The organism is Xanthomonas arboricola pv. juglandis (assembly GCF_905367715.1).
In the GTDB taxonomy this organism is placed as follows: Bacteria; Pseudomonadota; Gammaproteobacteria; order Xanthomonadales; family Xanthomonadaceae; genus Xanthomonas; species Xanthomonas arboricola.
Window position 1 is genome coordinate 617,211 of the sequence record NZ_HG999362.1, and the last position, 25,626, is coordinate 642,836.

Consider the following 25,626-nt stretch of genomic DNA (forward strand, 5'->3'; position numbering starts at 1 on the left):
TTGCGACAAGTCGCGTGTCGGTGACGTCGGGCTCGGCTCGGTTGACAAAGCGGGGTCCCTGGTTATGGCTGTCCTGCTGCGTGTGCGGCGCTAGACGACCTCGATGCTGATCTGAAGCGCGCCGCTGAGCGCGGCCTTCAACGCGGTATCCAGACGCTTTCTTCCATTGCAAAGTACCTCGCGCGTCTCGGGCGAGCCGCTGTCGAAGCGAAGCGATAGCTGGTCTGGCGAAAGCCGCAACAACAGCGTGGTCTGCGGCAGGATGTCGTGGTTGATCTCCAGCCATGCCTCCCAGATCCCTGCGCCGCGCACCGGCGTGGCATTGCAGAACTCGGCCACTCGTAGCGCGATATGGTGGATGGCCATCTGCGCGCGTTGGGTGCGGATCCACTCGGCGGCGATCTGCCGACCCAGCGCGTCGCTGTTCTCGCCTCGGGCGATCTGTCCACGATGACCGTCATCCAGGCAGGCTGGCGCGCTTTGCAGCCGCGCAGCGTCGTGACCGTCGCGGACAGCATCCGCCGCTTCGGGCAGCGGCGCAGTGTCGTCGCCATCCTCCGGCGACACCATGTCCGGCAATCCGGGCAGCACGCTGCCCAGGCGCCGGCGAAGTTGCATGAAGCTGACACGCTGCGTCGCACGCCCCGGTATGGGCGCTGCGGGCGGCTGCAGGGGTTTACCGGTGACAGGCAGGATGCGCACGTGGCGAACCGGTGGCTTGCGCATCAAGCCACCACTCTGCCGATCGGCTGCAGCTGCACCTCTGCACCCAGTTCCTGGAACGAATACACCTCCAGCCAGTTCAGGCGCGCCTCGATCATCCGGCGGACATAACGCCGCACGTCCATCGATGCGACCACTGCCAGTGGATGCCGCGCCTGATCTTCGACGATGCGTTCCACCTGCTCGACCAGCTGGTTGGCCTGCTCCGGTGGCAGCGCCAGGAAATTGCCTGCCGGCGTGGCGCGAATCGACTGTCGGATCAACTGTTCCACCGCGTGGTCGAGCATCACCGCAGGCAGCTGCCCGGTACCTGCGGTGGCCGTGTGCGCCAGATAGCGGCCGAGATCGCAGCGCACATACTCGGTCAGCATCAGCAGGTCCTTTTCCTTCGGTCCCCACACCACCAGGCTCTCCAGGATGCTCTTGATGTTGCGCACCGGGATGCGTTCTTCCAGCAGCCGGCGCAAGACATCGGCAATGCGCTGCGCGGGCATGGCCTTGTTGACCTCTGCCACCAGCCCGGGATAGTCCGCACTGACTTGTTCCAGCATCCACTGCGTTTCCTGGATGCCGACGAATAGATGCGCGCGTGCACGCAGCGGCGCGATGGCCTGTTGGGCCAGCGCTTTCTGCAGGTCCGCGGTATCGCTCAACGTGTCGCGGGTTTCGGGGACGTCGTGAATCAGCACTTCGTACTGCAGGTCCTGCAGGGAGTCGCTCTGCCAGATCGCGATCCCGGGAAACGGGAGGCCCAGCAGTTCCACCAGCTGCCGGCGCTCGCTCTCGATCGCCTGGTCCAGCAGCGCCGGGTCGAGCTGCGCAGCCAGTTGCGGCGACAGCCGCATCGACAGGGGCGAGGCGAAATCCGGCGCGCTCTTGCGGATGTGCGGCGCATCACCCTTGGCTCCCTTGCGGCTGGTCGATGGCAGCGTGTGCTGATCGCTGCCGCTGACATCGCGTTGCTTGCGCCAGATCGTATAACCGCCTGCGCCCACGGCCGCCGCCAGCAGCACGAACAGCACCGCAGGAAATCCCGGAACGAACGCAAAGCAGGCGAGCAGCACGCTCGCCGCCAGCAGGGCGCGCGCATTGCCGGTGAGCTGGCGGCCGATCTCGAGCCCGAGCGAGCTGATCCTGGCCTCGTTTTCGTTGGCCACGCGGGTGATCATGACGCCGGCCGCCACCGAGATCAGCAGCGACGCGATCTGCGACACCATCGCATCGCCGACCGACAGGATCGCAAAACGGTTGGCCGCCTCGCCTGCGCTCATGCCGTGGTAGGTCACGCCCACCACGATGCCGGCCAGGATATTTACCATGGTGATCACCAAGCCGGCGATGGCGTCGCCCTTGACGAATTTCATGGCGCCATCCATGCCGCCGTGCAGTTGACTCTCGATGGCCAGCCGCGCGCGTTTGCTGCGTGCTTCGTCCGCGCTCAGGTTGCCGCCGCGCAGGTCGGCATCGATGCTCATCTGCTTGCCGGGCATCGCATCCAGGGTGAAGCGCGCACCGACTTCGGCAACGCGCTCGGAGCCCTTGGCGATCACGATGAACTGCACCGTGGTGATGATCAGGAACACCACCAGGCCCACCACCAGGTTGCCGCCGACCACCAGCTCGCCGAAGCTTTCGATGATGTGGCCGGCCTCGGCATGTAGCAGGATCGATTTTGTCGATGCGATGTTCAACGACAGCCGCAGCAGCGTGGTGAACAGCAGCAACGAGGGAAACGACGACAGCGAGATCGAGTCGGGCACATACATCGTGACCATCAGCAGCACCACGCTGAGGGTGATGTTGATGCCCAGTAGTGTGTCGATCAGCGGGGTGGGCAACGGCAGGATCATCAGGCCGATGACCGCCACCACCAGGGCGGCGATCGCCACTTCACCGGTGTATGCGAAATAGCGTGTCAGGCGCATGCGATCTCCTAGCAGGGCAGCGGACCGCTGCCGTCATCGTTGTCGCGGCCCAGCGCATCGACCCAGCGCAGCACCACCGCCACCGTTTCGAACAGCGTTTCAGGCACCGCCTCGCCCAGTTCGACCTGATGCAGCGCACGCGCCAACGGCGGGTTCGCCACGATCGGAATGCCCTGGTTGTGCGCATAGGCACGCAGTTCCAGCGCACCGTCGTCCACGCCCTTGGCAACCACCTGTGGCAGACCGAAGCCGTCCGGTTCGTAGGCGAGCGCGACGGCGTAATGAGTCGGGTTGACCACCATCACCTTGGCCTTGGCGACGCGCTCGTGTGGGTCGCCGAAGACCAGTTCCTTGGCGAATTCCTTGCGCTTTCCCTTCAGTTCCGGATCGCCTTCGCTGTCTTTGTGCTCGCGCTTCTGCTCGTCCTTGCTCATGCGTTTGTCGCGAATGAACAGCCAATGCTGCACGCTCCAGTCCGCCGCGCCCACCAGCACGAACACCAGTACCGCCAGCGCGCACAAAATGCCCAACGCACGCCAGCCGATCTGGGCGATGTCGGGCGTTGGCTGGTAGGCCAGCCCGATGATCGTCGGCATCAGTGCGCGCAGGCCGTACCACAGCACCACGCCGATCACCGCGGCCTTAATACCCAGCTTCAGCAGGTTGATGAGACTACGCAACGAAAAGAGTTTCTTGACGCCGTTCACGGGGTTGAGCGAATCGAACTTGGGCGTGACCGGTTTGAGCGAGGCATTGAGCCCGGTCTGCAGGAAGCTGCCGATCAATCCGGCTGCCAAGCACGCGACCACGAAGGGCAGCGTCAGCATCAATCCCTGGATGCCGATGCGACCGAGCGCACGATTCAAGGCGGTGGCATCGCGCGTATTGGTGCTGAAATCGAGACCGATCGACAGCAAGGCGTGCAGGTGTTCGACAAAATAACTGCCTGCCAGTTTCATCACCAACAACGCGGCCAGCAGCACGGCGGCGGCAGTGACATCCGGGCTGACCGGGATTTCTCCATCCCTGCGCGCATCCTGTAGTTTTTTTTCGGTCGGCTTCTCGGTCTTCTCATCCGACATGGCGATCTCCGGCCGCTGTTGCTGCGCGCCGATTCTGGTCGAGCCATCGCCAGGCGATCCGCTTCCAGGGCGAACGTGTGCATGGGTGGACGAAGCGCGATGTGTTTGTTCGCGATGGTATTCCGATGTTCGCTTCTGAAAAGTCTTGGTTGGCGCCGACGCGTACGTTACGCACGCATGCTGTCCACAGCCATTGAATGACGAGGTGCGGTATGGAAAACATCGAATGTCCCGGTTCGGTCGTGAGTGGGCTGATTGAACTGATCACGGTCGGGCTGACCCACGAAAAACTCGAAGAAGCCGCAGCGGTGCTGGCCGCCGTGCGGGTGCTGCGGCCGGAGCTGAAGGCGCTGGATACCTTCGATGCCTGGATTGCGATCAAGCGCGGCAGTTACCTGGAGGGCGCGCGCCTGCTGCGTGAGCTGGAGGCCGATGCGGGCTCCAAGCCGCTGTGCAAGGCCTTGTACGCGTGTTGTCTGTTTGCGGTGGGCGACCCGTCGTGGCATGGCATTGCAGACGGCCTGATCGAAGAGGACGCCGATGCCGACGCCGTTGGCCTGGTCAAGGCGCTGTCAGGCCGCTACACGCCTGCACCCGCGCAGCTGGAAGCGGCGGCCGAATCCGCCACGCCGATGGAAGTTCCCAACGCCCAGTATCTGCGCGCCTGACCCGGACCTCACCCAGCCTGCGGAACATGTCATGACGCTGATTCCTCCTGTTGCACCGATCACTGCCGGTACCGGCTTGTCCACGTCGGCAGTGTCGCCGATGGCGACACCGAACCAGGTGCTGGTCAACCGCTTCCAGGCACTGATGCAGTCCTCCAGCCCGCTGCCGCCTGCCATGCAGCGTGTCGGCGAGCCGAGCATGGTGAGCCGCCTGGTCGACGTGCAGAACGATGGCGTGCGGACCATGACCGAGCATATCGATGCTTTCAGCATGCAGGCGCCGACCATGGGCCTGCAGGAAATGGCCTCGCAGCAAATGAAGTTGATGCACGAGCTGACGATGGTCGGCTTCAACCTCAATGTCAGCGTTGGCGTGGCACAGTCGGGCAGGAACGCCGTGCAGACGCTGTTCAAGAATCAATAGCATGCGAACGCTCAGATATCTGGTGGTATTGCTGCTGGCATTGCTGCTGTCTGGCTGCGACCAGCAGCTGTATTCCGGGCTGACCGAGAACGATGCCAACGACATGCTCGCCGTGCTGCTGACGGCCGGTGTGGATGCAGACAAGGTCACCCCCGATGACGGCAAGACCTGGGCGGTCAACGCGCCACACGATCAGGTGTCGTACGCGTTGCAGGTGCTGCGCGCGCATGGCATGCCGCGCGAGCGGCACGCCAATCTCGGCGAGATGTTCAAGAGGGACGGCCTGATCTCCACACCCACCGAAGAGCGCGTGCGCTTCATCTACGGCGTGTCGCAGCAGCTGTCGCAGACCTTGTCGAATATCGATGGCGTGATCGCGGCCGATGTGGAGATCGTGCTGCCCAACAATGACCCGCTATCCACTTCGGTCAAGCCCTCCAGCGCCGCGGTGTTCATCAAGTTTCGCGTCGGTAGCGATCTGACCAGCCTGGTGCCCAGCATCAAGACGCTGGTGATGCACAGCGTGGAAGGGCTGACCTACGAGAACGTCAGCGTCACGCTGGTGCCTGGTGGCGCGGAAAGTGATGCGCAGTTTTCCGCATCGCCACCGCCACGTGCCTGGGCGTGGCCGTGGCTGGCCGGCTGCGCGCTGGCGCTGTGCGTGGCGCTCGCTGCCGCAGCGCTGTACTGGTGGCCGAACGCCAATGCACGCCGCTGGGGCGGCTGGCAGCGCCTGCGCGAGTTGTCCAGAAAACATACTGGGTGAGGCCGGCGGATGGATAAGTCACGCATCGACCAGGCACGCATCGACAACGCGGCACTGTGGCTTCAACGCTGGACGGCGGCGGTATCCGCGCTGGCGCAATCGCTGGATGCAGACCGGGTGGCCCACTGGCTGGGCCCGGTCGCTGCGTCGGGCTGGGAAGGTGCGCCTGCGCAGCGTCGTGTGCGCGTGGTCCAGGCCTGGACGGGGTGGTCGAGCATGCCGCCCGGTGCGCTGGATCCGCTGGCCAGCCGGCTGGTCATGCTGGCGCCCGAGCTGCTCGCCAGGGTGTTGATGAGCCGCGCGTTGTTTTCGCGCGCACTGGCGCTGCGCCGCTGCATCGAGCGCGAGCGCCTGAGCTGGTTCGAGCAGCGGGTGGGGCCGGCGGTGCTCGACCATGTGCGCCATCGCGCGGTGACCGGCATGACAGCGCCGTTGTTGCCGCGCGATGCCGACCCGGCAGCATGGGTCGGCGATGGCTGGCGCCGCCTGGCGGCCGATGGCGCCTGGCCCGACCCCTGCGTCGCCAAAGTGATCGCGCTGTCCTTGCCGTTGGGCGCTGCCCGCGTGGCGCCTGTCGCTGCAGATGGCGCCAGCGATGCCTTCCTGCAGGCGCTTCCCACCTTGCTGCCGGAGTTGTCATGCGTCTGTGGCTGAGGTCCACGCAGGAGGCGGTGGGCCTGGACGGCGACGTCATTCCCCGCGAGGCGTTGGCCTGTGTGCTGGAACTGGACGCCGCGGCTGCACAGGTGCACGCGCGGTGTGCGCAGACGCTGGCAGATGCCCAGGCGCGTGCGCAGGCGCTGATCGACGATGCGCAGCAGCAGGCCGAGGCGATCCTCAACGATGCCCGGGACAAGGCCGAGCGCAGTGCACGGTTGGGCTATGCCGCCGGGCTGCGCCGTCAGCTCGACGCATGGAACGAGCGCGGCGTACGCCATGCCTTCGCAGCCGAGGATGCCGCGCAGCGCGCCCGCGAGCGTCTGGCCGGGATCGTCTCGCATGCCTGCGCACAGGTGCTGCATGGGCACGATCCCGCTGCGCTGTACGCGCGCGCCGCACAGGCGCTGGACGGTGCGTTGGACGAGGCCAAGGGCCTGCGGGTAAGCGTGCATCCGGATGCGCTGGACGACGCGCGGCGCGCCTTCGATGCGGCCGCGGCGGCCGCCGGCTGGGCCATGCCGGTGGAGCTGTGCGGCGACGCGCAGCTGGCGCTGGGCGCCTGCGTGTGCGAATGGGATACCGGCGTGTTCGAGGCCGATCTGCGCGATCAGCTGCGCAGCCTGCAGCGGGTCATCCGCCGCGTGCTGGCCGCGCCGCAGGCGGTGCAAGATGACGGTTGAGATGCCGCTGCTGGAGGCAACGCTCGAGCGCGAACTGGCTGCGCTGGCCTTCGGTCGCCGCTACGGCAAGGTGGTCGAAGTGATCGGCACCATGCTCAAGGTCGCCGGGGTGCAGGTCAGCCTGGGTGAGGTGTGCGAGTTGCGCCAGCGCGATGGCAGGCTGTTGCAGCGCGCCGAGGTGGTGGGCTTCAGCCGCAATCTCGCCCTGCTGGCGCCGTTCGGCGAGCTGGTCGGCTTGTCGCGCGAGACGCGTGTGATCGGCTCGGGGCGCCCACTGGCGGTGCCGGTCGGGTCGGCGCTGCTGGGACGCGTGCTCGATGGCCTGGGCGAGCCGGCCGACGGCCAGGGGCCGGTTGCCGGCGACGGCTGGGTGCAGATCCAGGCGCAGGCGCCGGACCCGATGCGCCGGCGCCTGATCGAACAACCGATGCCGACCGGCGTGCGCATCGTCGATGGCCTGATGACGCTGGGCGAAGGCCAGCGCATGGGCATCTTCGCCGCTGCCGGCGTCGGCAAGAGCACCTTGATGGGCATGTTCGCGCGCGGCACGCAGTGCGATGTCAACGTGATCGTGCTGATCGGCGAGCGCGGACGCGAAGTGCGTGAGTTCATCGAGATGATTCTTGGCCAGGATGGCCTGGCGCGCAGCGTGGTGGTGTGCGCCACCTCCGACCGCTCCTCCATCGAGCGCGCCAAGGCGGCCTATGTCGGCACCGCCATCGCCGAATATTTTCGCGATCAGGGCCTGCGCGCGTTGCTGATGATGGACTCGCTGACGCGCTTTGCCCGCGCGCAGCGCGAGATCGGCCTGGCCGCCGGCGAGCCGCCCACCCGGCGCGGCTTCCCGCCGTCGGTGTTCGCCGAGTTGCCACGCCTGCTCGAACGTGCCGGCATGGGCGAGACCGGCTCGATCACCGCGTTCTACACCGTGCTGGCCGAGGACGACACCGGCAGCGATCCGATCGCCGAGGAAGTGCGCGGCATCCTGGATGGGCATCTGATTCTGTCGCGCGAGATCGCCGCCAGGAACCAGTACCCGGCCATCGATGTGCTGGGAAGCCTGAGCCGGGTGATGAGCCAGATCGTGTCTGCCGAGCACCGCCAGTACGCCGGCCAGCTGCGGCGTCTGCTGGCCAAGTACAACGAGGTGGAGACCTTGCTGCAGGTCGGCGAGTACCGCCAGGGCAGCGATGCGGTCGCCGACGAGGCAATCGCCAGGATCGACGCGATTCGCGACTTCCTCAGCCAGCCCACCGACCAGCTCAGCGACTACGACACCACCCTGGAGCAGCTTGCCGGCGTGATCGACGATGCGTGAGCGTGCCAGCACCTGGGCGACATTGCAGCAGCTGAAGACGCGCCGTCACGCGCGCATGCAGGAGCGTCTGGGCGACTGCAGGCGTGCGCTGGCGCAGTGCGAGCGCGAACGCGTCAGTTGCAGTCAGGAGGCCAGCGCCTGCACCGCGCGTCTGGCCGCGTTCGATGCCACGCTGGCCGACAAGGCTGGCGCGGGTGAGCCGATCGGCATCGCGGCGATCCTGCAGCACCAACGCTTCCGCGCCGTGCTGGAAGAGCGCTGCCGCGCCGCAGAGCAGGCGCTGGTCGCAGCGACGCAGGCGGTGCAGAGCGCACGCGACGAGGCCGCAGCAGTGCAACAGGCACTGAGCAGGCTGCAGGCGCAGGAGGATGTGTATGCGCAGAAAGCCGCCCGCGCGCAGCGTGCCTGGCAGGCACAACGCGACGCGGCCGAAGAGGAAGACGCGATCGAGGCGCTGGTCGGGCTGCGCCTGCATCGTGCCGCGCGCGGAGTGCGGCAATGAGCGACACCGCCACCGCGCTGCTGGCGCTGTCGTCCCAGGGCGTATCGCTGCTGACCCTGCTGGCGTTGTGCGGGGTGCGCGTGTTCGTGATGTTCTTCGTGCTGCCGGCCACGGCGCAGGACAGTCTTCCGGGGATGGCGCGCAACGGCGTGATCTATGTGCTCAGTTCATTCATCGCCTACGGACAGCCGGCCGATGCGCTGGCCAGGATCGAAGCAGCCGGCCTGGTCGGGCTGGTGTTCAAGGAAGCCTTCATCGGCCTGCTGATCGGGTTTGCCGCATCCACGGTGTTCTGGGTTGCCGAGAGCGTGGGCCTGCTGATCGACGATGTGTCCGGCTACAACAACGTGCAGATGACCAACCCGCTGAGCGGTGAGCAGAGCACGCCGGTCTCCACGGTGTTGATGCAGCTGGCGATCGTATCCTTCTACGCGCTGGGCGGCATGCTGATGCTGCTCGGTACGCTGTTCGAATCGTTTCGTTGGTGGCCGCTGAGTCAGCTCACGCCGGACATGGGGGCGGTCGCCGAATCCTTCGTCATCCAGCAGACCGACGGCATGATGGCCGCAATCGTCAAACTGGCAGCACCGCTGATGTTGGTGCTGGTGCTGGTGGATCTGGCCATCGGCTTTGTGGCCCGCGCTGCCGACAAGCTGGAGCCTTCGAATCTGAGCCAGCCGATCCGTGGGGTCCTGGCGCTGCTGCTACTCGCGTTGCTGACCAGCGTGTTCATTGCGCAATCCGGTGACGCACTTAGCTTCATCCACTTCCAGCAGCAGTTGCACGATGCCGCCAACATCGGCGGCAAAGGAGGCGCAGCGAATTGATCATTGTTGAGACATCGCCTGCGATGCGCTGCCTACACTGACCGCACCAGCCCGGATTTGCTGCTTGACGCCGTGTCTGCAGCCGCCTGCATCCGGCACGCAATCCCGGACGACGCCTGCCTGCCAGGTGCCGCCCCATCGACTTCTTTCACTTGCCTCGCAGAGGGAACGCCATGGCATACGCCTGTCCTCCAGTTCACCGCCATCGACGTGCGCCATTGGCCGCCGCGTTGCTATTGAGCCTGCTGCCGCTGCTGCCGTCGCATGCCACTGCCGCGCAGGTGCCATGGCATTCGCGCAGCTTCAAATACGTCGCCGACCACAAGGATCTCAAGGAAGTACTGCGCGACCTGTCCGCCAGCCAATCCATCACCACCTGGATTTCGCCGGAGGTGACCGGCACGCTCAGTGGCAAGTTTGAGGCGAGCCCGCAGAAATTCCTCGACGATCTGTCTGCGACGTTCGGCTTCGTCTGGTATTACGACGGTGCCGTGCTCAGGATCTGGGGCGCCAACGAAACCAAGAATGCAACATTGAATCTGGGTGCTGCATCGACCAGTGCGCTGCGCGATGCGCTTGCACGCATGCGGCTGGACGATCCGCGCTTTCCGGTCCGTTACGACGAGGCGGCGCACGTGGCGGTGGTGTCCGGCCCGCCGGGTTATGTGGATACCGTCGCTGCGATCGCCAGGCAGGTCGAGCAGGGCGCGCGCCAACGCGATGCCACCGAAGTGCAGGTGTTTCAGCTGCATTACGCGCAGGCCGCCGATCACAGCACCCGCATCGGTGGGCAGGACGTCCAGGTGCCGGGCATGGCCAGCCTGTTGCGCAGCATGTACGGCGTGCATGGCGCGCCCACGGCGGCGCTGCCCGGGCCGGGTGCCAATTTCGGGCGGGTGCAACCGATCGGCGGCGGCTCATCTAATACCTTCGGCAACAACGGTCAGGCCCAGAACGGCGGCGGCAGCAACGGCGGCAACGGCATTCTCGGCTTGCCTGCGTCGTGGTTCGGCGGTGGTTCGCCGTCCGATCGGGTGCCGGTCAGCCCGCCGTTGCCGGGTACGGGCGCCAATGCGCCGGCCAGTGTGTGGCCGGAGATGAGCCAGGCGCGCCGCGACACGCCACTGGCGGTGGATGCAGGCAGCGGCGGCGAGCCGGCATCGGACGCGCCGGTGATCGAAGCCGACCCACGCACCAACGCCATCCTCATTCGCGACCGCCCCGAGCGCATGGCCGCCTATGGCAGCTTGATCCAGCAGCTCGACAACCGCCCCAAGCTGCTGCAGATCGATGCCACCATCATCGAGATCCGCGACGGCGCCATGCAGGATCTGGGCGTGGACTGGCGGTTCCACAGTCGGCGTGTGGATGTGCAGACCGGCGACGGCCGTGGCGGCCAGCTTGGCTACGACGGCAGCTTGAGCGGTGCGGCGGCGGCAGGGGCAAGCGCTCCGTTGGGCGGCACCTTGACGGCGGTTCTGGGAGACGCCGGGCGTTACCTGATGACGCGTGTGTCGGCGCTCGAGCAGACCAACAAGGCCAAGATCGTGTCCACCCCGCAGGTGGCGACGCTGGACAACGTGGAAGCGGTGATGGACCACAAGCAGCAGGCCTTCGTGCGTGTCAGCGGTTATGCATCCGCGGACCTCTACAACCTGTCCGCCGGTGTGTCGCTACGCGTATTGCCGAGTGTGGTGCCGGGCTCGCCCGACGGGCAGATGCGCCTGGATGTGCGTATCGAAGACGGGCAGTTGGGCGCCAATACCGTCGATGGCATTCCCGTCATCACTTCCAGCGAGATCACTACCCAGGCATTCGTCAACGAAGGCCAGAGCCTGCTGATCGCCGGCTATGCCCAGGATACCGATCAGACCGATCTGAACAAGGTGCCCGGGCTGTCCAGGATTCCACTGGTGGGTAACCTGTTCAAGCATCGCCAGCAGGGTGGGTCGCGGCTGCAGCGCTTGTTCCTGCTGACCCCGCATATCGTTTCGCCCTGAGCAGGGCATCGCGGCAGTCGATGGTGTTGCAACGTGCAGGCTGCCGCATGGCCCGGCAGCCTGCACGCAGTGCCGATCAGGCCTGGCCGGTGATGCTCGACAGGTTGGCGTTGAAACCGCCACCCAGGCTGTTGCCGCCCAGGCTGCTGTTGACCGAACCGCCACCGCCCACGCCGGCGCCGCCCTGGTTCTGCATCAGCTGCATCACGATCTGCATCAACATCTGCGTCAACGGACTCAGGCCGTCCTGCTGACCGTTCTGCGGCTGGTCGTTGCCGCATTCCTGATTGGCATCGCTGCCCTGGCTCTGCTGAAGCATCATCATGATGAACATGGCGAGCAACTGATCCAGCTGTTGCTCGGAGCCAGCCGAAGACGAGCGCTGACCGGAGTCCTGGGTTTGCTGGGGCCCGATGCCCATCGTCTGCACGTTGCTGCTGAAGTTGGAAAAGTTTCCGATAGATGAGTCCATGGTGATTCCCGTCTCATGTGGTTGACTGGGTACATCGCGGTTGCCGGAAAGCTGTCACGGCAAGGTCGCAACGGGGACGCTGCATTGCCCCGTCCGCAAGGTAGAAGAGGTACCGGTGATGCATCGGCAAGGACGCGAAAGCGCGCTTTTACTTGCGAACGTCGCGGCGGAAAAATATTCGGAATACGCTGGAAAACAGCTGCATTGAAACGATGCGTGGGGTGATTTCGTTTCGGTCATAGACGTTTCGTGCAGCAAGTGCATGCGTGTGCATGGTGCCGTTATGGTGTTGCGATCGAGCGGGGGTTTGGATCAGCCGGGGATGCCTGTCCACTCCGCGACGTTGCTGGAATCAACGACGATCAGGTGACAGACATGACAGAGACCGATACGCCGACCACGTGTGCGTCCGTGCACGGCACGGGCGTTGGCCGTCCACAGCAGTGGGCCACGCTCTCCAAAAGCCTGCCCGTGGGCGAACACTGCTACGCGCTCCGGCCCAGGCAGGCACCCGCCGCCCGGCGCCGGGTGTTGATTGCGGCGGCGTTGCTGTGCGCCGCGCCACTCGCACGCGCAGACTGCTTCGAAGAGGCCGCCGGCTATCAACATGTCAATCCATGGGTGCTGCGCGCCATTGCATGGCAGGAATCACGCGGTCGTGCCGACGCGATCCATCGCAACAACAACGGCACGGTCGACTACGGAAAGATGCAGATCAATTCGATCCACCTGCGCCGTCTTTCCAGCTACGGCATCTCCAGGGACGCGTTGATGCAGCCGTGCGTCAGCGTGTATGTCGCCGCCTGGCGGCTGCGCGAGATGACCAATAAATATGGAAATACCTGGGCCGCCGTCGGTGCCTATCATTCCGAAACGCCGGCCGAGCGCGACAAGTATGCGCATGCCATCCACGCGATTCTGAGCAAGCGCGGCGTGGTCGCCGAGTAACGCTGCTGCACGCGGCGGTGGCGCACTGCGTTGCCGGCCTGCCCGCATTGCGTGCCCAGAGGCTGTGCGGTGAATACACACCGCGCCCGCCGGATGGCGAGCGCGGTGGTTTGATCGCCGTGCTTACCCGGCCTGGGAGCGAGCCGCCTCGGCTGCGCGAACAGCCCCATCGGCCTGCCAGGTGGCGCCGATGGTCTTGTACTGCATGCCGGCAGCCACGCCGGACACCGTATTGGAGAGCAGGCCGCTGCGTGCGGGCGACAGCCCGACCCAGGCGCCAATCATGTTGATGGCGGTACCAAGCGCGATATTGGAATTGATGGCGGCCGTGCGGGCGACCGAATGATCCATGACCCTCTCGTAATCCTCGCGCTTGCCCTTCCACTCCGGTTCCCAGATCTGCTTGGTCCCGGCCTGGTCGGCTTCGTGCTGGGTGACGTTGATCCAGTCCGCCGTTTCCAGGCCGACATTCAAGGCCGCCGTCATCGCCGATTGACGCAAGATGACGCTGGTTGCCTCGCCCTTGGTGAAAGGCGAGTTCAGGCCGGCCCAGCGCTGCCGGGCCGCTGCAAAGTCCGGCGACGCCAGCTCGTTCGACGCCAGGTTGGCCAGCACGTTGGCCATGCCGTAGAACCTGCCTGCGCTGGTGATGTGCGGATCGCTGATGCCGCCATTGGAGCGGGCCGGGTCTTGCATTCCCACCATCTTGAAGGTGGCCTGGATGGTGTCGCGGGCTGCGGCATAGGCGGCGATCTTCAGGTCGCTGGCCAGCAGCCTGGCAGCCAGCTCCGGTTGGCCGGATGCCTTGCCGGCCGCACCCACAGCGATGTTGCTCAGGATGCCGCCCAACGCCAGCCGGGTGACCAGATTCGAATAATGCTGCTGTTCTTCTCTCCTGCTTCCCTGCTCTTGGACGGACAATGCATCCCACTGTTCGAGACTGAGATTGTGGAAGCCCCGCGCAGCCGCGTCCGGATTGCGGTTCTCGCGGTTGCGTCGCAGCGTATGCAGCGCCATCTGCAGCGTGCCGGAAACGGCCTGCATGGCGACCACCGCTTCGGGCGGAAGCTGGCGGAGCGCGGCAAACAATCCTTCGCCCAGCAACTCACGTGCGAACGTGGTCGGTCCCACCGAACTGGCCTGGTGCACCAGATGCCCCAGCGCCGCACCGAGGTATTGTCCGTCGAAACTGGTCGGGACTATGCCGTGCGCTGCCGCCGCCACCGCGCTGGCGGTCGGTCCGAACACGGCGCTTGCGCCACGCACTGCACCGGTCCTGATCGATGCAGCCAGTGCACCCAAGCGCTCGCTGCGTGTCGGCGTGGTGGTGGCTGCAGGTGTGGGCACCGGTTGATCGGGTGGTGCAGCGTGTTCGTGGTCTATGGACGACGGGTCCACTGCTGGCAAGAAGTCCACGGCGTCGAAGAAGCGCTCGCTGGTGCTGTTGTCGGCATGTAGCAGCGGGCTCTCACCGCCGTGCTGGTTTCTATCGGCAGCGCTGCCGGATCCTGTGCCGCGTTCCGGGTTGCTGCGCCGTCCGGACGGTCTGGGAGCCAGGCGCGACAATGCAGGGTTCGCCGCAGGCGTCGGCGCCGCGGTGTGCTGTTGTGGCGGCGCTATGTCGATCACGACGTCTGTGTCGGTCGGTCGTGGTGGCTGGGAAGCACTGGCTGAAGGGATCTTCATCACGGCATGTCCTCGCTGTGGGGGGAAGGGCGGCGTGTTGCCGCCCGGGCTTGCGCGGCTGCTGACGTGAGGCATCGATGGCTGGCACCTCATCCGATGGGCGCATGGCGGTGCCGGCCTCGATTGCAGCGCACAGCTCGCTGTTGGCAGGGCAACGCGCGCGACAGCACGGTCGACGTGCGCCACGCAGACACGGTCTGGCGCAGCTGCCGCCATCAACGGTTCGGAGAATTGCAGTGCGGACTTCCCAGCGTGCAATCGAAGTGCCCAGGCGTGCCTGGCATTCCCGGCCACCTTGTGTGGCATGCGTCATCGTCGTCAGTGACTCGAAAATGACATCAAGCTGCAGACCCGGGACGCTTCACCTGCGAAATGATCATTCCGCAACGGAAAAGGGCGTTTCTCCTGCAGATGAAATGTGTCTGCTGTCGCGCGGGTCTTCGCCTACCCGGCCACCCCGTCGTGCCCGCAGCGACGATCCCTGTCGAGATGCAGCGTGGTTCGATTGAGGAGCCAGCGTAAGCAGCGAGCTCGGGATGCGGCCATGATGCTGGCCACCTGAGTGCCAATCGATGCACAGGAGCAAACCCGGTCAAGCGGGCAGGCTTGTTTCTTCGGGATATGCGGGATGAAGAAGCGCGCGGCATTGTGGCTGGCGGACACACGTGCCCTTCCAGGCATCGGCCCCGCGCGGTCCAGCGAAGATCGCTCGGCTGCAGGCCGCCTGAGTCGCGTCATGCCAGCATGCCAGCTGTTGCTTCCGTGAGGACGTCGCATCCACTGTAGCCGACGCGGCCAGGTGGGCGGCCGACAATGGAGGCAGAGGTGACGCTTACTCCTTGGCTCTATAAACGATGATTCCCGGCGTTCTCGCCACGTATTCCATGAAGGGCGAGTCGACGACCTTTTCGTTTTCCTTGCGTGAGGAGGCGTTGCGTAACACCGGGCCTGTGTCGGTCATGATGAAGAATCCGACGTGCGTGACATCCAGCCCGGCCAGATGGGTATAGATGCCGATGAAATCCCCCGTGCGCAGCTTGCGGATGACGCTGCCGTCGATGTGCTCGGTGGGGATATAGGTGACAGCCCGGTCGACCACCGGCAAGCCGGGCAGGTAGTTACTGCCGTCTGCTTTCAAGTTGAGCTGCTTCATCACGGTTACAGTGTCGGTGCTGATCCGTGTGGTGATATCGGTGGCAAGCTCGTAAGGCCGGTTCGCCCAGTCGGTAAAAAAGTGCTTGCGGTGCGTAAAGCTGACGACACCGTCGACATAGCGGGTAAAGACAAGGTTGTTGACGAAGTCCTGCTGTGAGTGCGACTTCCGGGCTGCTTCGACATAGTCCAGATAGGTGAAGCAGTCCAAGCCGGTAAAGTCCACGATCAATTTCTCTGGCACCGTGGCCGAACCCTGCAACACGTTTGCGCGATAAGGCGTTTCCAAAAACTGCGCAGAGACCAGGTCGATCATGTGCCCGGTGCTCAGGCCACGATGCCGTGAGGTCTCCTCCAGCACGGCGTTCAACTTGTTTGCTGTGTAGGCATCCATCTGCACGCGTGCTGGCGATGCTTCTGGCGCGCTTTCAGCCCGGGCGCAGCATCCGGTTACACAGGTAATGGCGAGCAGTGTGACAAGGAGCCATCGCGCTTCTCTGGACATGTCCGTCTCCAAACACAGGGCAGGCGAGAGGTAGATTGCCGCTCGTGTAGTGTCACCCATGTTGCTGTAGCGCCAAACACCGGGCTTCGCGTCTGTCTCCATGGGTGCGTATGTGACATAGGCCGCCTGGAAGCCGGCTAGGCAGCGGGGACATAAAGAGATATTTCAGGGCCCGCGACGAAATGCTGGATGCGCGTGGAAGTCACACGTCGATTGCAATGCCGGGGGGCTGCGCATCCACTGACGCCATCGGTTGGTCCCGAAGCAGGCATCGCGAATGCGAACCCGCCTGTGTGTGCGGGCTTGCCCATCCTGTAGCGTTGGCCGCCGCCGCCGAGCACCCTTCCCATGCCTGCATGCACTACTCGACGCCAGCTGCTGCGTAGCGCCGGAACACTGGCGCTGCTCGCGCGCATTCCCGCTGGCTGGGCATTGCCGACCGGTGCGGCGCGGCCGCCCGGCTTCATCGATGCATTGATCGCGCGCATGACCGTGGAGGAAAAAGCGGGCCAGCTCAGCCTGTTCAGTTCGGCGCAACAGGATGGCAAGGCGATCGTCGCCAATCCGCTGACCCGCACTGCCGACGGGAGCGCTCAACTGGCCGCCGCCCGAGCCGGGCGGCTGACCGGGGTGTTCAACGGGTCCAACGTGCGCTGGCATCAGCAACTGCAGCAGGCAGCGCTGCAAAGCCGGTTGCGGATTCCGCTGTTGTTCGCCGCCGATGTGATCCATGGCTATACCACGGTGTTCCCGGTGCCGTTGGCCGAGGCGGCCAGCTTCGAGCCGACGCTGGCACAGCGCACCGCGCGTGCCGCGGCGATGGAGGCCAGTGCGGTCGGTCTCGACTGGACCTTCGCGCCCATGGTGGATATCGCCCGCGATGCACGTTGGGGGCGTGGCGTGGAAGGCGCCGGCGAAGACGTGCTGCTGGCGCGGCTGTTTGCGCAGGCACGGGTGCGCGGTTTCCAGGGCGATGCGGGGCTGGCCCATCCCGAGGCGATGGCCGCCTGCCCCAAACACTTTGCCGCCTATGGTGCGGCCGAGGGCGGGCTGGATTACAACCGCGTGGACGTGTCCGAACGGACGCTGCGCGAGGTGTATTTCCCGCCGTTCCAGGCGGCGTTTACCGTAGGCGCGGTCACGACCATGGCCGCCTTCAACGAACTGTCGGGCATTCCCGCCACTGCCAATGCGTGGCTGCTGGATACGGTATTGCGCAGGGAATGGGGCTATCCCAGCCTGGTCGTGTCCGACTTCCAGGCCGACCAGGAACTGATCGCGCACGGCGTTGCGGCCACTGGCCGTGACGCGGCAAGACTGGCGTTTTTGGCCGGGGTGGATATCAGCATGGAAAGCGGCCTGTATCTACAGCACCTGCCAGCCTTGGTTGCCGCAGGCGACGTGCCGATGGCACGGCTGGATGCGTCGGTGAGACGCGTCCTGGCGTTCAAGGCGGCACTGGGGCTGTTCGACGACCCGTTCCGGCGCATCCGGCCCGCACGGGCGCAGTCATCGCAGCGCAACACCGACACCTTGGCACTGGCCCGCGAGGCCGCATGCAAATCGGTGGTGTTGCTGAAGAACGACGGCGAGTTGCTGCCATTGCGCCGCAGCGGCCAGCGCATTGCCTTGATCGGACCCATGGCGCGCGACTGGATCAACCACGCCGGGCCATGGAGCCTGTTCGACGAGGAGGACAAGCGCAATACGCTGGCCACCGCGCTGGCGAATGCGCTGCAGGACCCGCAGGCACTGCAGGTGGTGGACGGCTGCCACTTCGAGCAAGCGTTACCGGGCGGTGTGCAGGCCGCGGTGGCCGCCGCCAGGTGTGCCGATGTCGCGCTGCTGGCGATTGGCGAACCACTGGGCTACTCGGGCGAAGCGCAATCGCGCAGCGAGATCTGCATCCCCGAAGCGCAGCAACAGTTGCTGGCGGCAGTCGTCGCCACCGGTACGCCTGTCGCGGTCCTGCTCAGCACCGGTCGCGCGCTTGCGCTGCAGGCGCCGGTGCTTGGATGCGCGGCGATCCTGGTGACCTGGTTCCTGGGCTCGGCGGCCGGCCTTGCATTGGCTGACATCCTGTTGGGTGCGCAGGCACCGTCCGGCCGTTTGCCGGTGAGTTTTCCCCATGCGGTCGGGCAGGTGCCCTACACCTATGCCCACCCGCCAACCGGCCGTCCCAATCCCGGGCCGGACGAGCTGGAGCCTTACACCACGCATTACCGGACGGCGCCCAACACGGCGCTGTTTCCGTTCGGCCATGGGCTCACCTATGGGCGCATCGACTATGCCGAACTGAGCTTGAGCGATGCACGCCTGCCAGCCAATGGCAGCGTGCGCATCAGTGCACGCATCTACAACCGCGGCACGCGCGATGCGGACGAAGTGGTGCAGCTGTATGTGCGCGACCGCAGCGCCAGCGTGACCCGGCCGGTGCGGGAGCTGAAGGATTTCCGCAAACTCGCGGTGCCAGCTGGCGGCAGCGCGCCCGTGGAGTTCGTGTTGCGGCGTGCGGACCTGTTGTTCATCGGTCAGGCATTGCAACCGATCGTGGAGCCGGGTGTGTTCGATGTATGGGTGGCGCCATCGGCTGAAGCTGCAGGACTGACGGCGAGCTTCGAATTGGTGGAGTGAGGTGACGTGCGGTGGCGCTGGTCGATATTCATGACCTTGAGCATCACCTGCGTCCGAAGTCCGATGATGACCGTTGTTCCCGAGCAGTCGGTGCGACCGACCACGCGGATCACGTGCTGCGCAATGATGTGCAAGAGCAGAACGCGGGTGGGCCCGGAAATCCGGGCCCACCACGGTTCGGTCAGAACTCCTGCCAGCCTGCGCCGTCCGTTGCGCCGGTGACTGACTCGAGTTTGCGTGGTGCCCGGTGCGGGACAAGCTTTGCAGGTGTCTTCAGGGGCGCTGCCGTTTTCCTGCTTGCGGACTTGGCAATGGCGGACGTAGCAGCAGCTGCGCCGACCGGAACAGCTTTCTGTCCGTCGATCTTGAAGACCGCCACCGCCTCGGTCAGCTGCGTGGCCTGCTCCTCCATCGCACGGGCTGCAGCGGTCGCTTCCTCGACCAGGGCCGCGTTCTGCTGCGTCGTTTCGTCCATCTGCGTGACCGTGATGTTGACCTGCTCGATGCCTGCCGACTGTTCCTGCGAGGCGGCGGAGATCTCACCCATGATGTCGGTCACGCGCTGCACGCTGGAGACGATCTCGGCCATCGTGGTGCCTGCCGTATGCACCAGCGCAGAGCCTTCGGTGACGCGTTCGACCGAGTCGTCGATCAGCGTCTTGATTTCCTTGGCCGCGGCAGTGGACCGCTGGGCCAGCGTGCGCACTTCCGAGGCAACCACGGCAAATCCACGCCCCTGTTCGCCGGCACGTGCCGCTTCCACAGCCGCGTTCAAGGCCAGGATGTTGGTCTGGAACGAGATGCCGTCGATGACCGAGATGATGTCGGCAATCTTCTTGGACGAGGCTTCAATACCGGCCATGGTGCCCACGACCTTGCTCACGATCTCGCCGCCCTGGGACGCCACGCCTGCCGCGCCAATCGCCAGTTGGTTGGCTTGACGTGCGTGTTCGGCGTTCTGGCGCACGGTGGAGGTCAGCTCTTCCATCGAGGCGGCGGTTTCTTCCAGGTTGGCCGCCTGTTGTTCGGTGCGCTGCGACAGGTCCTGGTTGCCGGCGGCAATCTCGCTGGCCGCCGAATTGATCGACACTGCCGACTGCTGGATGCGGCCGACAATCTCCGCAAGCTGCGCGGCGGTGGTGTTGGCGTCATCGCGCATCTGCGCAAACACACCCCTGAACTCGCCGGTCATGCGTGCGGTCAGGTCGCCTGCGGCGATGGATTGCAGCAGCGAAGACAGCGATTGCAGGTTGCTGTCCGCGGTGGCCATGAGCAGGTTCAAGCTCTCCACCATGACGCGGAAATCGTACTGGAAACGCTCGGCATCGCCGCGCGCGGTGAAGTCACCGTCCGCGGCAGCCTGCGCCAGCTGCTTGATCTCGATGTTCATCGCGGACAGGTTGGCCTTGACCTCGTCCATGGTCTGCGTCAGCACGGCCTTCTCACCGGGCAGGCGCTCCATGCTCTCGCTCAGGTCGCCGATGGCATAGCGACCCATGATCCGGGCAAGGTTGGACTGCACGGCCAGGTGGGAGGCCACCAGGGCATTGGTGTCCTTGGCCATGCGGCCGTAGTCGCCCGGGAAGGCCTGGGCATCCATGCGGAAGCTGGTCTGGCCTTCGTCGTGGCGCTTGGCCATGTCGCCCTGTGCAGTCAAAAGAGCCTGCAGCTGTGTCTGCATGCCCTGCATGGCGCGCAGCAAGCGACCGGTTTCGTCCCTGGCCTGTGTCTGCACGTTGTTGCCGAGCTGACCATTGGCGATCGCCTCGGCTGCGTTGGTGGCGCGTGCCAGCGGCTGGGTCAGGCTGCGGGTGATGAGCCAGGCCAGCAGGCTGCTGACCAGCACGACCGCAGCACCGCCAAGGATGAGCAGGAGCTTGCCGCGATCCATCGACCGGACTGCTTCTGCGTAGGCCTGTCTGCTCTGTCCTTCCTGCCGGGTGACGAGCTCGCGGATCTTGTCCTGCCAGGCGAGCGTGGCAGGCCGCGCCTGCTCGCTGAGGATGTCCTGGGCCTGCGCGTTGTCGTTCTTGGCGGCCAGTGCCATGACTTCGTCGTTGAACTTCACGGAAGTCGCCCGACGCTCGTCCATCTCGTTACGGATCTTCCGCCCTTCCTCCGAGCTGGACAGCGTATCCAGCCTGGTGCGCAGCTCCTGGTAGCGCTGGCGCTGGGCGTTGATGGTGTTGAGCGCTTCGGTGTTGAGCTCCTCGCTTGTCGCCATGGCATACGTGCCCAGTGCGATCAGCAGCGATGAGTTGGCATCCAGCATGCCGTTGCCGATCTGGATCTTGGCGGTGCGGTCGAGAACGATGAAGTCCAGCTGCGCGCGTGCGTTCGCCATCGTACTCAGGCCGGTGGCCACCAGCAGGCCTGAGAGAAGAATCAGGATTCCGAATGCAACGGCCAGGCGGTGGCCGACGTTGAAGCGTTGAAGAAAGGCGATCATGGACGTCCCAGAAGAGATCAGTGGAGGCATCGATGTCCACGCTGTGAGCGAGCCTGGCACCGGTTCCCCAATAACGGCGTCCTTGTCCAAAACTGGAATGTCTGTCACTAAATTAGCATCGCACCCTTCAGAAAACGCCCGGGCTGTCGGGGTGCTCCTGACGCATGTCAGGACGGGCGGCTGCACGCCTGACACAAACCGCTGTTCGCCGTGCCGCCGTCTTGCCATCCTCAGGCTCGGCAACACCTGCCTGCGTTTCAAAACGCGCCGACTGCATGGCGATGTTGCCGACCTGCCTGGCTACATGTAGATGGCTCTGCTGATCCGGGCGCCGAAGCCCGCATCGGGATTGGTTGCGGAGTCGCCCAGCCTTTCCTGCATGACCGCCACGGCAAGGTCGCGACGTTTCGCCAGTCGGCTGCGGTCGGCGCTGGCGAGTGCATCGCCCATCTCGCTTCTGGTCAGATCGGTGCAATACGCAGGCGCTCCTGGCTGCTGGCGCCAGGAATCAGCCAGGTGGCCCGAATAAAACGCGTCGAAGCCGGTGTCATTCACCAATGCCATCGCGACCTCGCGATCGTTGTCGCGATCAGCCGCCACGGGGATGGCGATACGGCCGGGCGCAGTGGCCGGCTGGCCTTTCTCGGCAAGCGAACCAGATCCGATCGCATTCCATGCCTTGGCGATCGGGCGGCCCAATTGCTCAGCCACCCACAGGCTCTCGACCTGGCCCGCTTCAATCGCGTCAATCTTGCTGTCACGCGCGGGGTAGTAGTTGGACGTGTCGATCAGCACGACATCATTTGAAACCTGCGCCAGCAGCGGCTTGAACTCCGGAATGCTGTTCAACGGGATCGAAAGGATGATGGCATCGACATCGACCACGCATTCCTGCGCAGTCACTGCGCGAGCGCCCGCGGACAGCAGTTGCAGGTCAATCGTCTCTGGCCCACGCGAGTTGGCAACCTTGACCTCATGGCCGAGCGAACTCAGCTTTTTCACCAACGTCTTGCCGATATGGCCGGTGCCGATAATGCCTAGCTTCATGATGCGTTCTTCTGTGTGGAGAGCGGGGTGGTTTGCGGGGCGAGGGAAGTGCCTTTTACACAGGAAGCGCCCAGCCCGAGCGCAGCACGTCCTGCAGCGCCTGCCGCGCGTCGCTGTCCGCGTCACCGCTGGCAGCTCCTGCCCAGGCGATCGCAAGCGCGGCAAGAAAGATGTCGCGGCCAGTCAACGATGCCCGCGCCTGACCAGAGCGTTGTGCAGCCTGCAGAAACACGCCTGAGGCCTCGACCACGGATTGGCAGGTCGGCATCAACACCGAACTTGGCTGGGACCATGCGGCCCGTAGCGGCTCCGGAAGACCTTCGTAGGCATTCATCCAGTTTCCCAACGCCTCGATCCATCGTTGCAGCGCACGCCCCGGGTCGTGCTCTTCTGCCCTGATGGCCATGCGTGCTTGCTCGAGGTTGGCGTAATGCGTTTCCAGTAGCGCTGCCAGCAGGGCGTCGCGGCTGGGAAAGTGCCGGTACAAGGTTCCCGGGCCAACGCCTGCGCGCTTGGCAATGCTGTCCATCGACACATCGATGCCTTCCTCGGCAAAGGCGTTGCCGGCGACCTCAAGAATATGGGTCCTGTTGCGTTGGGCATCGGCGCGCGGAGGGCGTGGCTGAACGTCGGAAGACATAGGTCGGTTAGCCTGATTCTTGATATCCGGAGTGTATCTCCATATATTTCTCGGCACAAACGGAGTGTTTCTCCCTTTTTCGGGACGCTCTGAACCGGAAGGTTTCGAGACTGCAGGCGGCGATCGACTGTCGTCGTCTCCGCCGGTTGTCACCGCCAGACGCACGCACTACAGCCGCAGATCGAGGAACGCATGAGCCACCCCAAGACGATGATCATTGGCCTGCATCTGGGCAATGGCTACGGCTCCCAGCCGGGAGCCTGGCGCATGCCGTGGGTGGATCCGACCAACTACACCAGCTTCGATGCCCGCGTGCGTCAGGCGCAGGCCGCCGAGCGTGGGAAATTCCAGTTCATTTTCCTGCCTGACGGTCCGAGCGCGGTGGCCGATATCGACAACGAAGCGCCTCACTTCAACCTGGACGTGATGATGACCCTGGCTGCCGTTGCGCGCGGCACCGAGCGTATCGGTCTGGTGGCCACCGGCTCCACGACGTTCAACGAGCCGTTCAATCTGGCGCGGCAGTTCAAGGCGCTGGACATCATGAGTCACGGGCGTGCCGGCTGGAATGCGGTGACCTCCAGTGGCGAGGATGTCGCCGCAAACTATGGGCGAAAAATTCCGTCCAGCGCGGATCGTTACGCACGTGCGCACGAATTCGTGCAACTGGTGCAGGCGTTGTGGGGCAGTTGGGGGAAGGATGCCTGGCTGCACGACCAGGCCTCTGGCCGGTTTGCCGACGCCAGGCAAATTGCGCCGATCAACCTGCAGGGCAAGTTCGTCGGCTCCCGCGGACCGCTGTACATCCCACCCTCGGAGCAGGGCCAGCCGGTGATCTTCCATGCCGGCGGCAGTCCCAATGCATTGGAGCTGGCCGGACGCTACGCCAGTGCTGTGATCGGTGCGTGTTTCAGCATTGAAGATGCCCGCGCGCAACGCACCGCCTTCCGCAACGCCGCCAAGCAGGCCGGCCGCGACCCGGACGAGATCAAGTTCATTCCCGGGCTGATGACGACAATCACGCAGGATCGCCGTGCGGCACTGGATCGCCGGATTGCACTGACCGCGCAGACGTTTCCTCAGCGGCTGGGTTACCTGCAACAGATGCTCGGGCTACGTCTGGATCCTGCTGCACTCGAGCGGCCTCTGTCGCCCGCGCAACTGGCTGCGGCACGCCCGTCGCCCCAGGATCCTCGCTCGACAAAGGCGCTGCAGATCGCGCGGGAGGGCTGGAGCCTGCGCGACATCCTGGCCCATGGCGTCATCGACTATCACCCGGTGATTGTGGGCCCGGCGGTCGAGGCGGCCGACCACATGCAGGCCTGGTTCGAGGCAGATGCGGCCGATGGTTTCTGGATCTCACCGGATATCAATGACGACGGCATCGATGCCTTTGTCGATGGAGTCGTGCCGATCCTGCAGCAACGCGGTCTGTTCCATCGCGATTACCAGGGCACCACGCTTCGCGACCACCTGGGCGCACCTGCCCAATACGGGCGCGATCCACGCATCACTGCGTGAGCCGCAGCACGTCACACACATCGGAAGGAGCACACATGAACATCGGCATCATTGGCGCAGGCAATATCGGTGGCACCCTGGCACGCAAATTCGTTGCAGCCGGGCATGTCGTCAAACTGGCTGGTTCAAAAGGCCCCGACAGCATTCGCGAACTGGCAGAAACGATCGGCGCCGAGCCTGTCGCCGCTGAAGAAGCGGTCAAGGACGTCGAGGTGATCGTGCTGTCCATCCCGTTCGCCAGGATCCCCGAGGTTGCGGGCCTGTTCTCCACGGTACCCGCAGAGGTGGTGGTGATCGATACCTCGAACTACTACCCGCAGCTCGGCACCAGGATCCCGGAAGTCGACGGCGGCAAGCTGGAAAGTGTCTGGTCCAGCGAGCAGCTTGGTCGGCCCATCATCAAGGCATTCAACGCCGTGCTCGCCAGGACACTGACTGAGCGCGGCAAGCCCGCAGGCACGCAGAACCGGATCGCCATCCCGGTGGCAGGCGACAGTCCGGCCGGCAAGGCGATCGCGCAGCAACTGCTCGACGCTGCCGGGTTCGACTCGGTCGACGCGGGAAATCTTGCAGATTCATGGCGGCAGCAGCCAGGCACGCCTGCGTATTGCACCGAACTTCCGACCGCTGAGCTGGCGTCAGCGCTCAAGGCCGCAGTGAAGGGTGATGCACCGGGTCATCGCGATGCACTGATGGCCGAGTTCTTTGGCGCCGGCGCACCGCCAAGTCACGAGACGATCGTTGCGCGCAATCGGGCAGTGACCGCGCCGCGCTGAGATCCGTTTCCAGGGGATCGGAAGAACCCTCGCGAGGAGCGGGTGCCAACCCGAATGGATCCAGCCGGTTGCACATCGCACCGGGATGGTCTGCGCGCTGCAAAGGTGTCAAAGGCGCTCACCTGGAAGCACTGAATGCGCGCGGCGAACATGCCTGCGCATCTCGCGGTAGCGGTCTTGCAGTCATTCACGCGATAACGGGTGAATGACCGGCGTCAGCA

General features: G+C 64.9%; 22 protein-coding genes. 13 read left to right on the plus strand and 9 right to left on the minus strand.

The window, feature by feature from the left end; all coding sequences use genetic code 11:
- Positions 1–90 precede the first annotated feature (90 nt).
- The 3 genes from sctP to sctU are packed head-to-tail and all read right to left on the minus strand — an operon-like array spanning position 91 to position 3,730.
- Positions 91–726, minus strand: a complete 636-nt coding sequence (gene sctP, locus KHN93_RS02605) for a type III secretion system protein SctP (RefSeq protein ID WP_211921897.1) — start codon at positions 724–726, stop codon at positions 91–93.
- Positions 726–2,648: an FHIPEP family type III secretion protein gene (locus KHN93_RS02610; protein WP_211921900.1), complete on the minus strand. Its 1,923-nt coding sequence runs from the start codon at positions 2,646–2,648 to the stop codon at positions 726–728. The genes sctP and KHN93_RS02610 overlap by 1 nt, the downstream gene beginning before the upstream one ends.
- 8 nt (positions 2,649–2,656) lie before the next feature.
- On the minus strand, positions 2,657–3,730 hold the full coding sequence (gene sctU, locus KHN93_RS02615) for a type III secretion system export apparatus subunit SctU (protein WP_211921902.1): 1,074 nt from the start codon (positions 3,728–3,730) through the stop codon (positions 2,657–2,659).
- A 212-nt stretch (positions 3,731–3,942) separates the two neighbouring features.
- On the opposite strand from sctU, the gene KHN93_RS02620 reads away from it, so the two are divergent.
- From KHN93_RS02620 to sctC, 9 genes are all read left to right on the plus strand, one after another.
- Positions 3,943–4,398, plus strand: a complete 456-nt coding sequence (locus tag KHN93_RS02620) for an HrpB1 family type III secretion system apparatus protein (RefSeq protein WP_039511079.1) — start codon at positions 3,943–3,945, stop codon at positions 4,396–4,398.
- A 31-nt stretch (positions 4,399–4,429) separates the two neighbouring features.
- Positions 4,430–4,822 carry a type III secretion protein HrpB2 gene (locus KHN93_RS02625; protein WP_211921904.1) on the plus strand — a complete coding sequence of 131 codons (393 nt, stop codon included), beginning with the start codon at positions 4,430–4,432 and terminating at the stop codon, positions 4,820–4,822.
- A gap of 1 nt (position 4,823) precedes the next feature.
- Complete coding sequence (sctJ, locus tag KHN93_RS02630; RefSeq protein WP_211921906.1) at positions 4,824–5,588, plus strand: type III secretion system inner membrane ring lipoprotein SctJ; 765 nt, start codon at positions 4,824–4,826, stop codon at positions 5,586–5,588.
- A 24-nt stretch (positions 5,589–5,612) separates the two neighbouring features.
- Entirely contained in the window at positions 5,613–6,242 is a 630-nt protein-coding gene (locus tag KHN93_RS02635; protein WP_212579584.1) for a type III secretion protein HrpB4, read from the plus strand.
- On the plus strand, positions 6,227–6,928 hold the full coding sequence (sctL, locus tag KHN93_RS02640; RefSeq protein ID WP_211921908.1) for a type III secretion system stator protein SctL: 702 nt from the start codon (positions 6,227–6,229) through the stop codon (positions 6,926–6,928). The genes KHN93_RS02635 and sctL overlap by 16 nt, the downstream gene beginning before the upstream one ends.
- On the plus strand, positions 6,918–8,246 hold the full coding sequence (sctN, locus tag KHN93_RS02645; RefSeq protein ID WP_211921910.1) for a type III secretion system ATPase SctN: 1,329 nt from the start codon (positions 6,918–6,920) through the stop codon (positions 8,244–8,246). The genes sctL and sctN overlap by 11 nt, the downstream gene beginning before the upstream one ends.
- A complete protein-coding gene (locus KHN93_RS02650; RefSeq protein ID WP_104561165.1) occupies positions 8,239–8,748 on the plus strand; it encodes a type III secretion protein HrpB7 in 510 nt (169 codons plus the stop codon). Before sctN ends, KHN93_RS02650 begins: the two co-directional genes overlap by 8 nt.
- Positions 8,745–9,575 carry a type III secretion system export apparatus subunit SctT gene (sctT, locus tag KHN93_RS02655; protein WP_039531291.1) on the plus strand — a complete coding sequence of 277 codons (831 nt, stop codon included), beginning with the start codon at positions 8,745–8,747 and terminating at the stop codon, positions 9,573–9,575. Before KHN93_RS02650 ends, sctT begins: the two co-directional genes overlap by 4 nt.
- Before the next feature lie 173 nt (positions 9,576–9,748).
- A complete protein-coding gene (sctC, locus tag KHN93_RS02660) occupies positions 9,749–11,575 on the plus strand; it encodes a type III secretion system outer membrane ring subunit SctC (protein WP_104646833.1) in 1,827 nt (608 codons plus the stop codon).
- A gap of 76 nt (positions 11,576–11,651) precedes the next feature.
- Here the strand turns inward: sctC and xopA are convergent, their stop codons facing one another.
- Positions 11,652–12,047: a XopA/Hpa1 family type III secretion system protein gene (xopA, locus tag KHN93_RS02665; RefSeq protein ID WP_039517013.1), complete on the minus strand. Its 396-nt coding sequence runs from the start codon at positions 12,045–12,047 to the stop codon at positions 11,652–11,654.
- 375 nt (positions 12,048–12,422) lie between these two features.
- On the opposite strand from xopA, the gene KHN93_RS02670 reads away from it, so the two are divergent.
- Positions 12,423–12,995 (plus strand): lytic transglycosylase domain-containing protein, encoded by a 573-nt coding sequence (locus KHN93_RS02670; protein WP_244812237.1) that lies wholly within the window; start codon positions 12,423–12,425, stop codon positions 12,993–12,995.
- A 123-nt stretch (positions 12,996–13,118) separates the two neighbouring features.
- On the opposite strand, the gene KHN93_RS02675 is transcribed toward KHN93_RS02670, so the two are convergent.
- Together KHN93_RS02675 and KHN93_RS02680 are read right to left on the minus strand one after the other, a co-directional pair.
- The gene (locus KHN93_RS02675) at positions 13,119–14,684 is read right to left on the minus strand and encodes a hypothetical protein (protein ID WP_181141956.1); all 1,566 of its coding nucleotides are present in this window, start codon (positions 14,682–14,684) and stop codon (positions 13,119–13,121) included.
- Between the two features lie 829 nt (positions 14,685–15,513).
- Positions 15,514–16,338: a DUF1460 domain-containing protein gene (locus KHN93_RS02680; protein ID WP_104561225.1), complete on the minus strand. Its 825-nt coding sequence runs from the start codon at positions 16,336–16,338 to the stop codon at positions 15,514–15,516.
- 348 nt (positions 16,339–16,686) lie between these two features.
- Between KHN93_RS02680 and KHN93_RS02685 the strand changes: the two genes are divergently transcribed.
- Positions 16,687–18,972: a glycoside hydrolase family 3 N-terminal domain-containing protein gene (locus tag KHN93_RS02685; RefSeq protein ID WP_211921912.1), complete on the plus strand. Its 2,286-nt coding sequence runs from the start codon at positions 16,687–16,689 to the stop codon at positions 18,970–18,972.
- A 181-nt stretch (positions 18,973–19,153) separates the two neighbouring features.
- On the opposite strand, the gene KHN93_RS02690 is transcribed toward KHN93_RS02685, so the two are convergent.
- From KHN93_RS02690 to KHN93_RS02700, 3 genes are all read right to left on the minus strand, one after another.
- On the minus strand, positions 19,154–21,421 hold the full coding sequence (locus tag KHN93_RS02690; RefSeq protein WP_212579585.1) for a methyl-accepting chemotaxis protein: 2,268 nt from the start codon (positions 21,419–21,421) through the stop codon (positions 19,154–19,156).
- Positions 21,422–21,721: 300 nt separating this feature from the next.
- Complete coding sequence (locus tag KHN93_RS02695) at positions 21,722–22,468, minus strand: NADPH-dependent F420 reductase (RefSeq protein ID WP_211921914.1); 747 nt, start codon at positions 22,466–22,468, stop codon at positions 21,722–21,724.
- A 55-nt stretch (positions 22,469–22,523) separates the two neighbouring features.
- Positions 22,524–23,108: a TetR/AcrR family transcriptional regulator gene (locus KHN93_RS02700; protein WP_104561153.1), complete on the minus strand. Its 585-nt coding sequence runs from the start codon at positions 23,106–23,108 to the stop codon at positions 22,524–22,526.
- Between the two features lie 192 nt (positions 23,109–23,300).
- Here KHN93_RS02700 and KHN93_RS02705 point away from each other — a divergent pair, with 192 nt between their 5' ends.
- Together KHN93_RS02705 and KHN93_RS02710 are read left to right on the plus strand one after the other, a co-directional pair.
- Positions 23,301–24,629 carry an NtaA/DmoA family FMN-dependent monooxygenase gene (locus tag KHN93_RS02705; RefSeq protein WP_211921916.1) on the plus strand — a complete coding sequence of 443 codons (1,329 nt, stop codon included), beginning with the start codon at positions 23,301–23,303 and terminating at the stop codon, positions 24,627–24,629.
- A gap of 35 nt (positions 24,630–24,664) precedes the next feature.
- Complete coding sequence (locus KHN93_RS02710) at positions 24,665–25,405, plus strand: NADPH-dependent F420 reductase (protein WP_211921918.1); 741 nt, start codon at positions 24,665–24,667, stop codon at positions 25,403–25,405.
- The last annotated feature ends 221 nt before the right edge of the window (positions 25,406–25,626 follow it).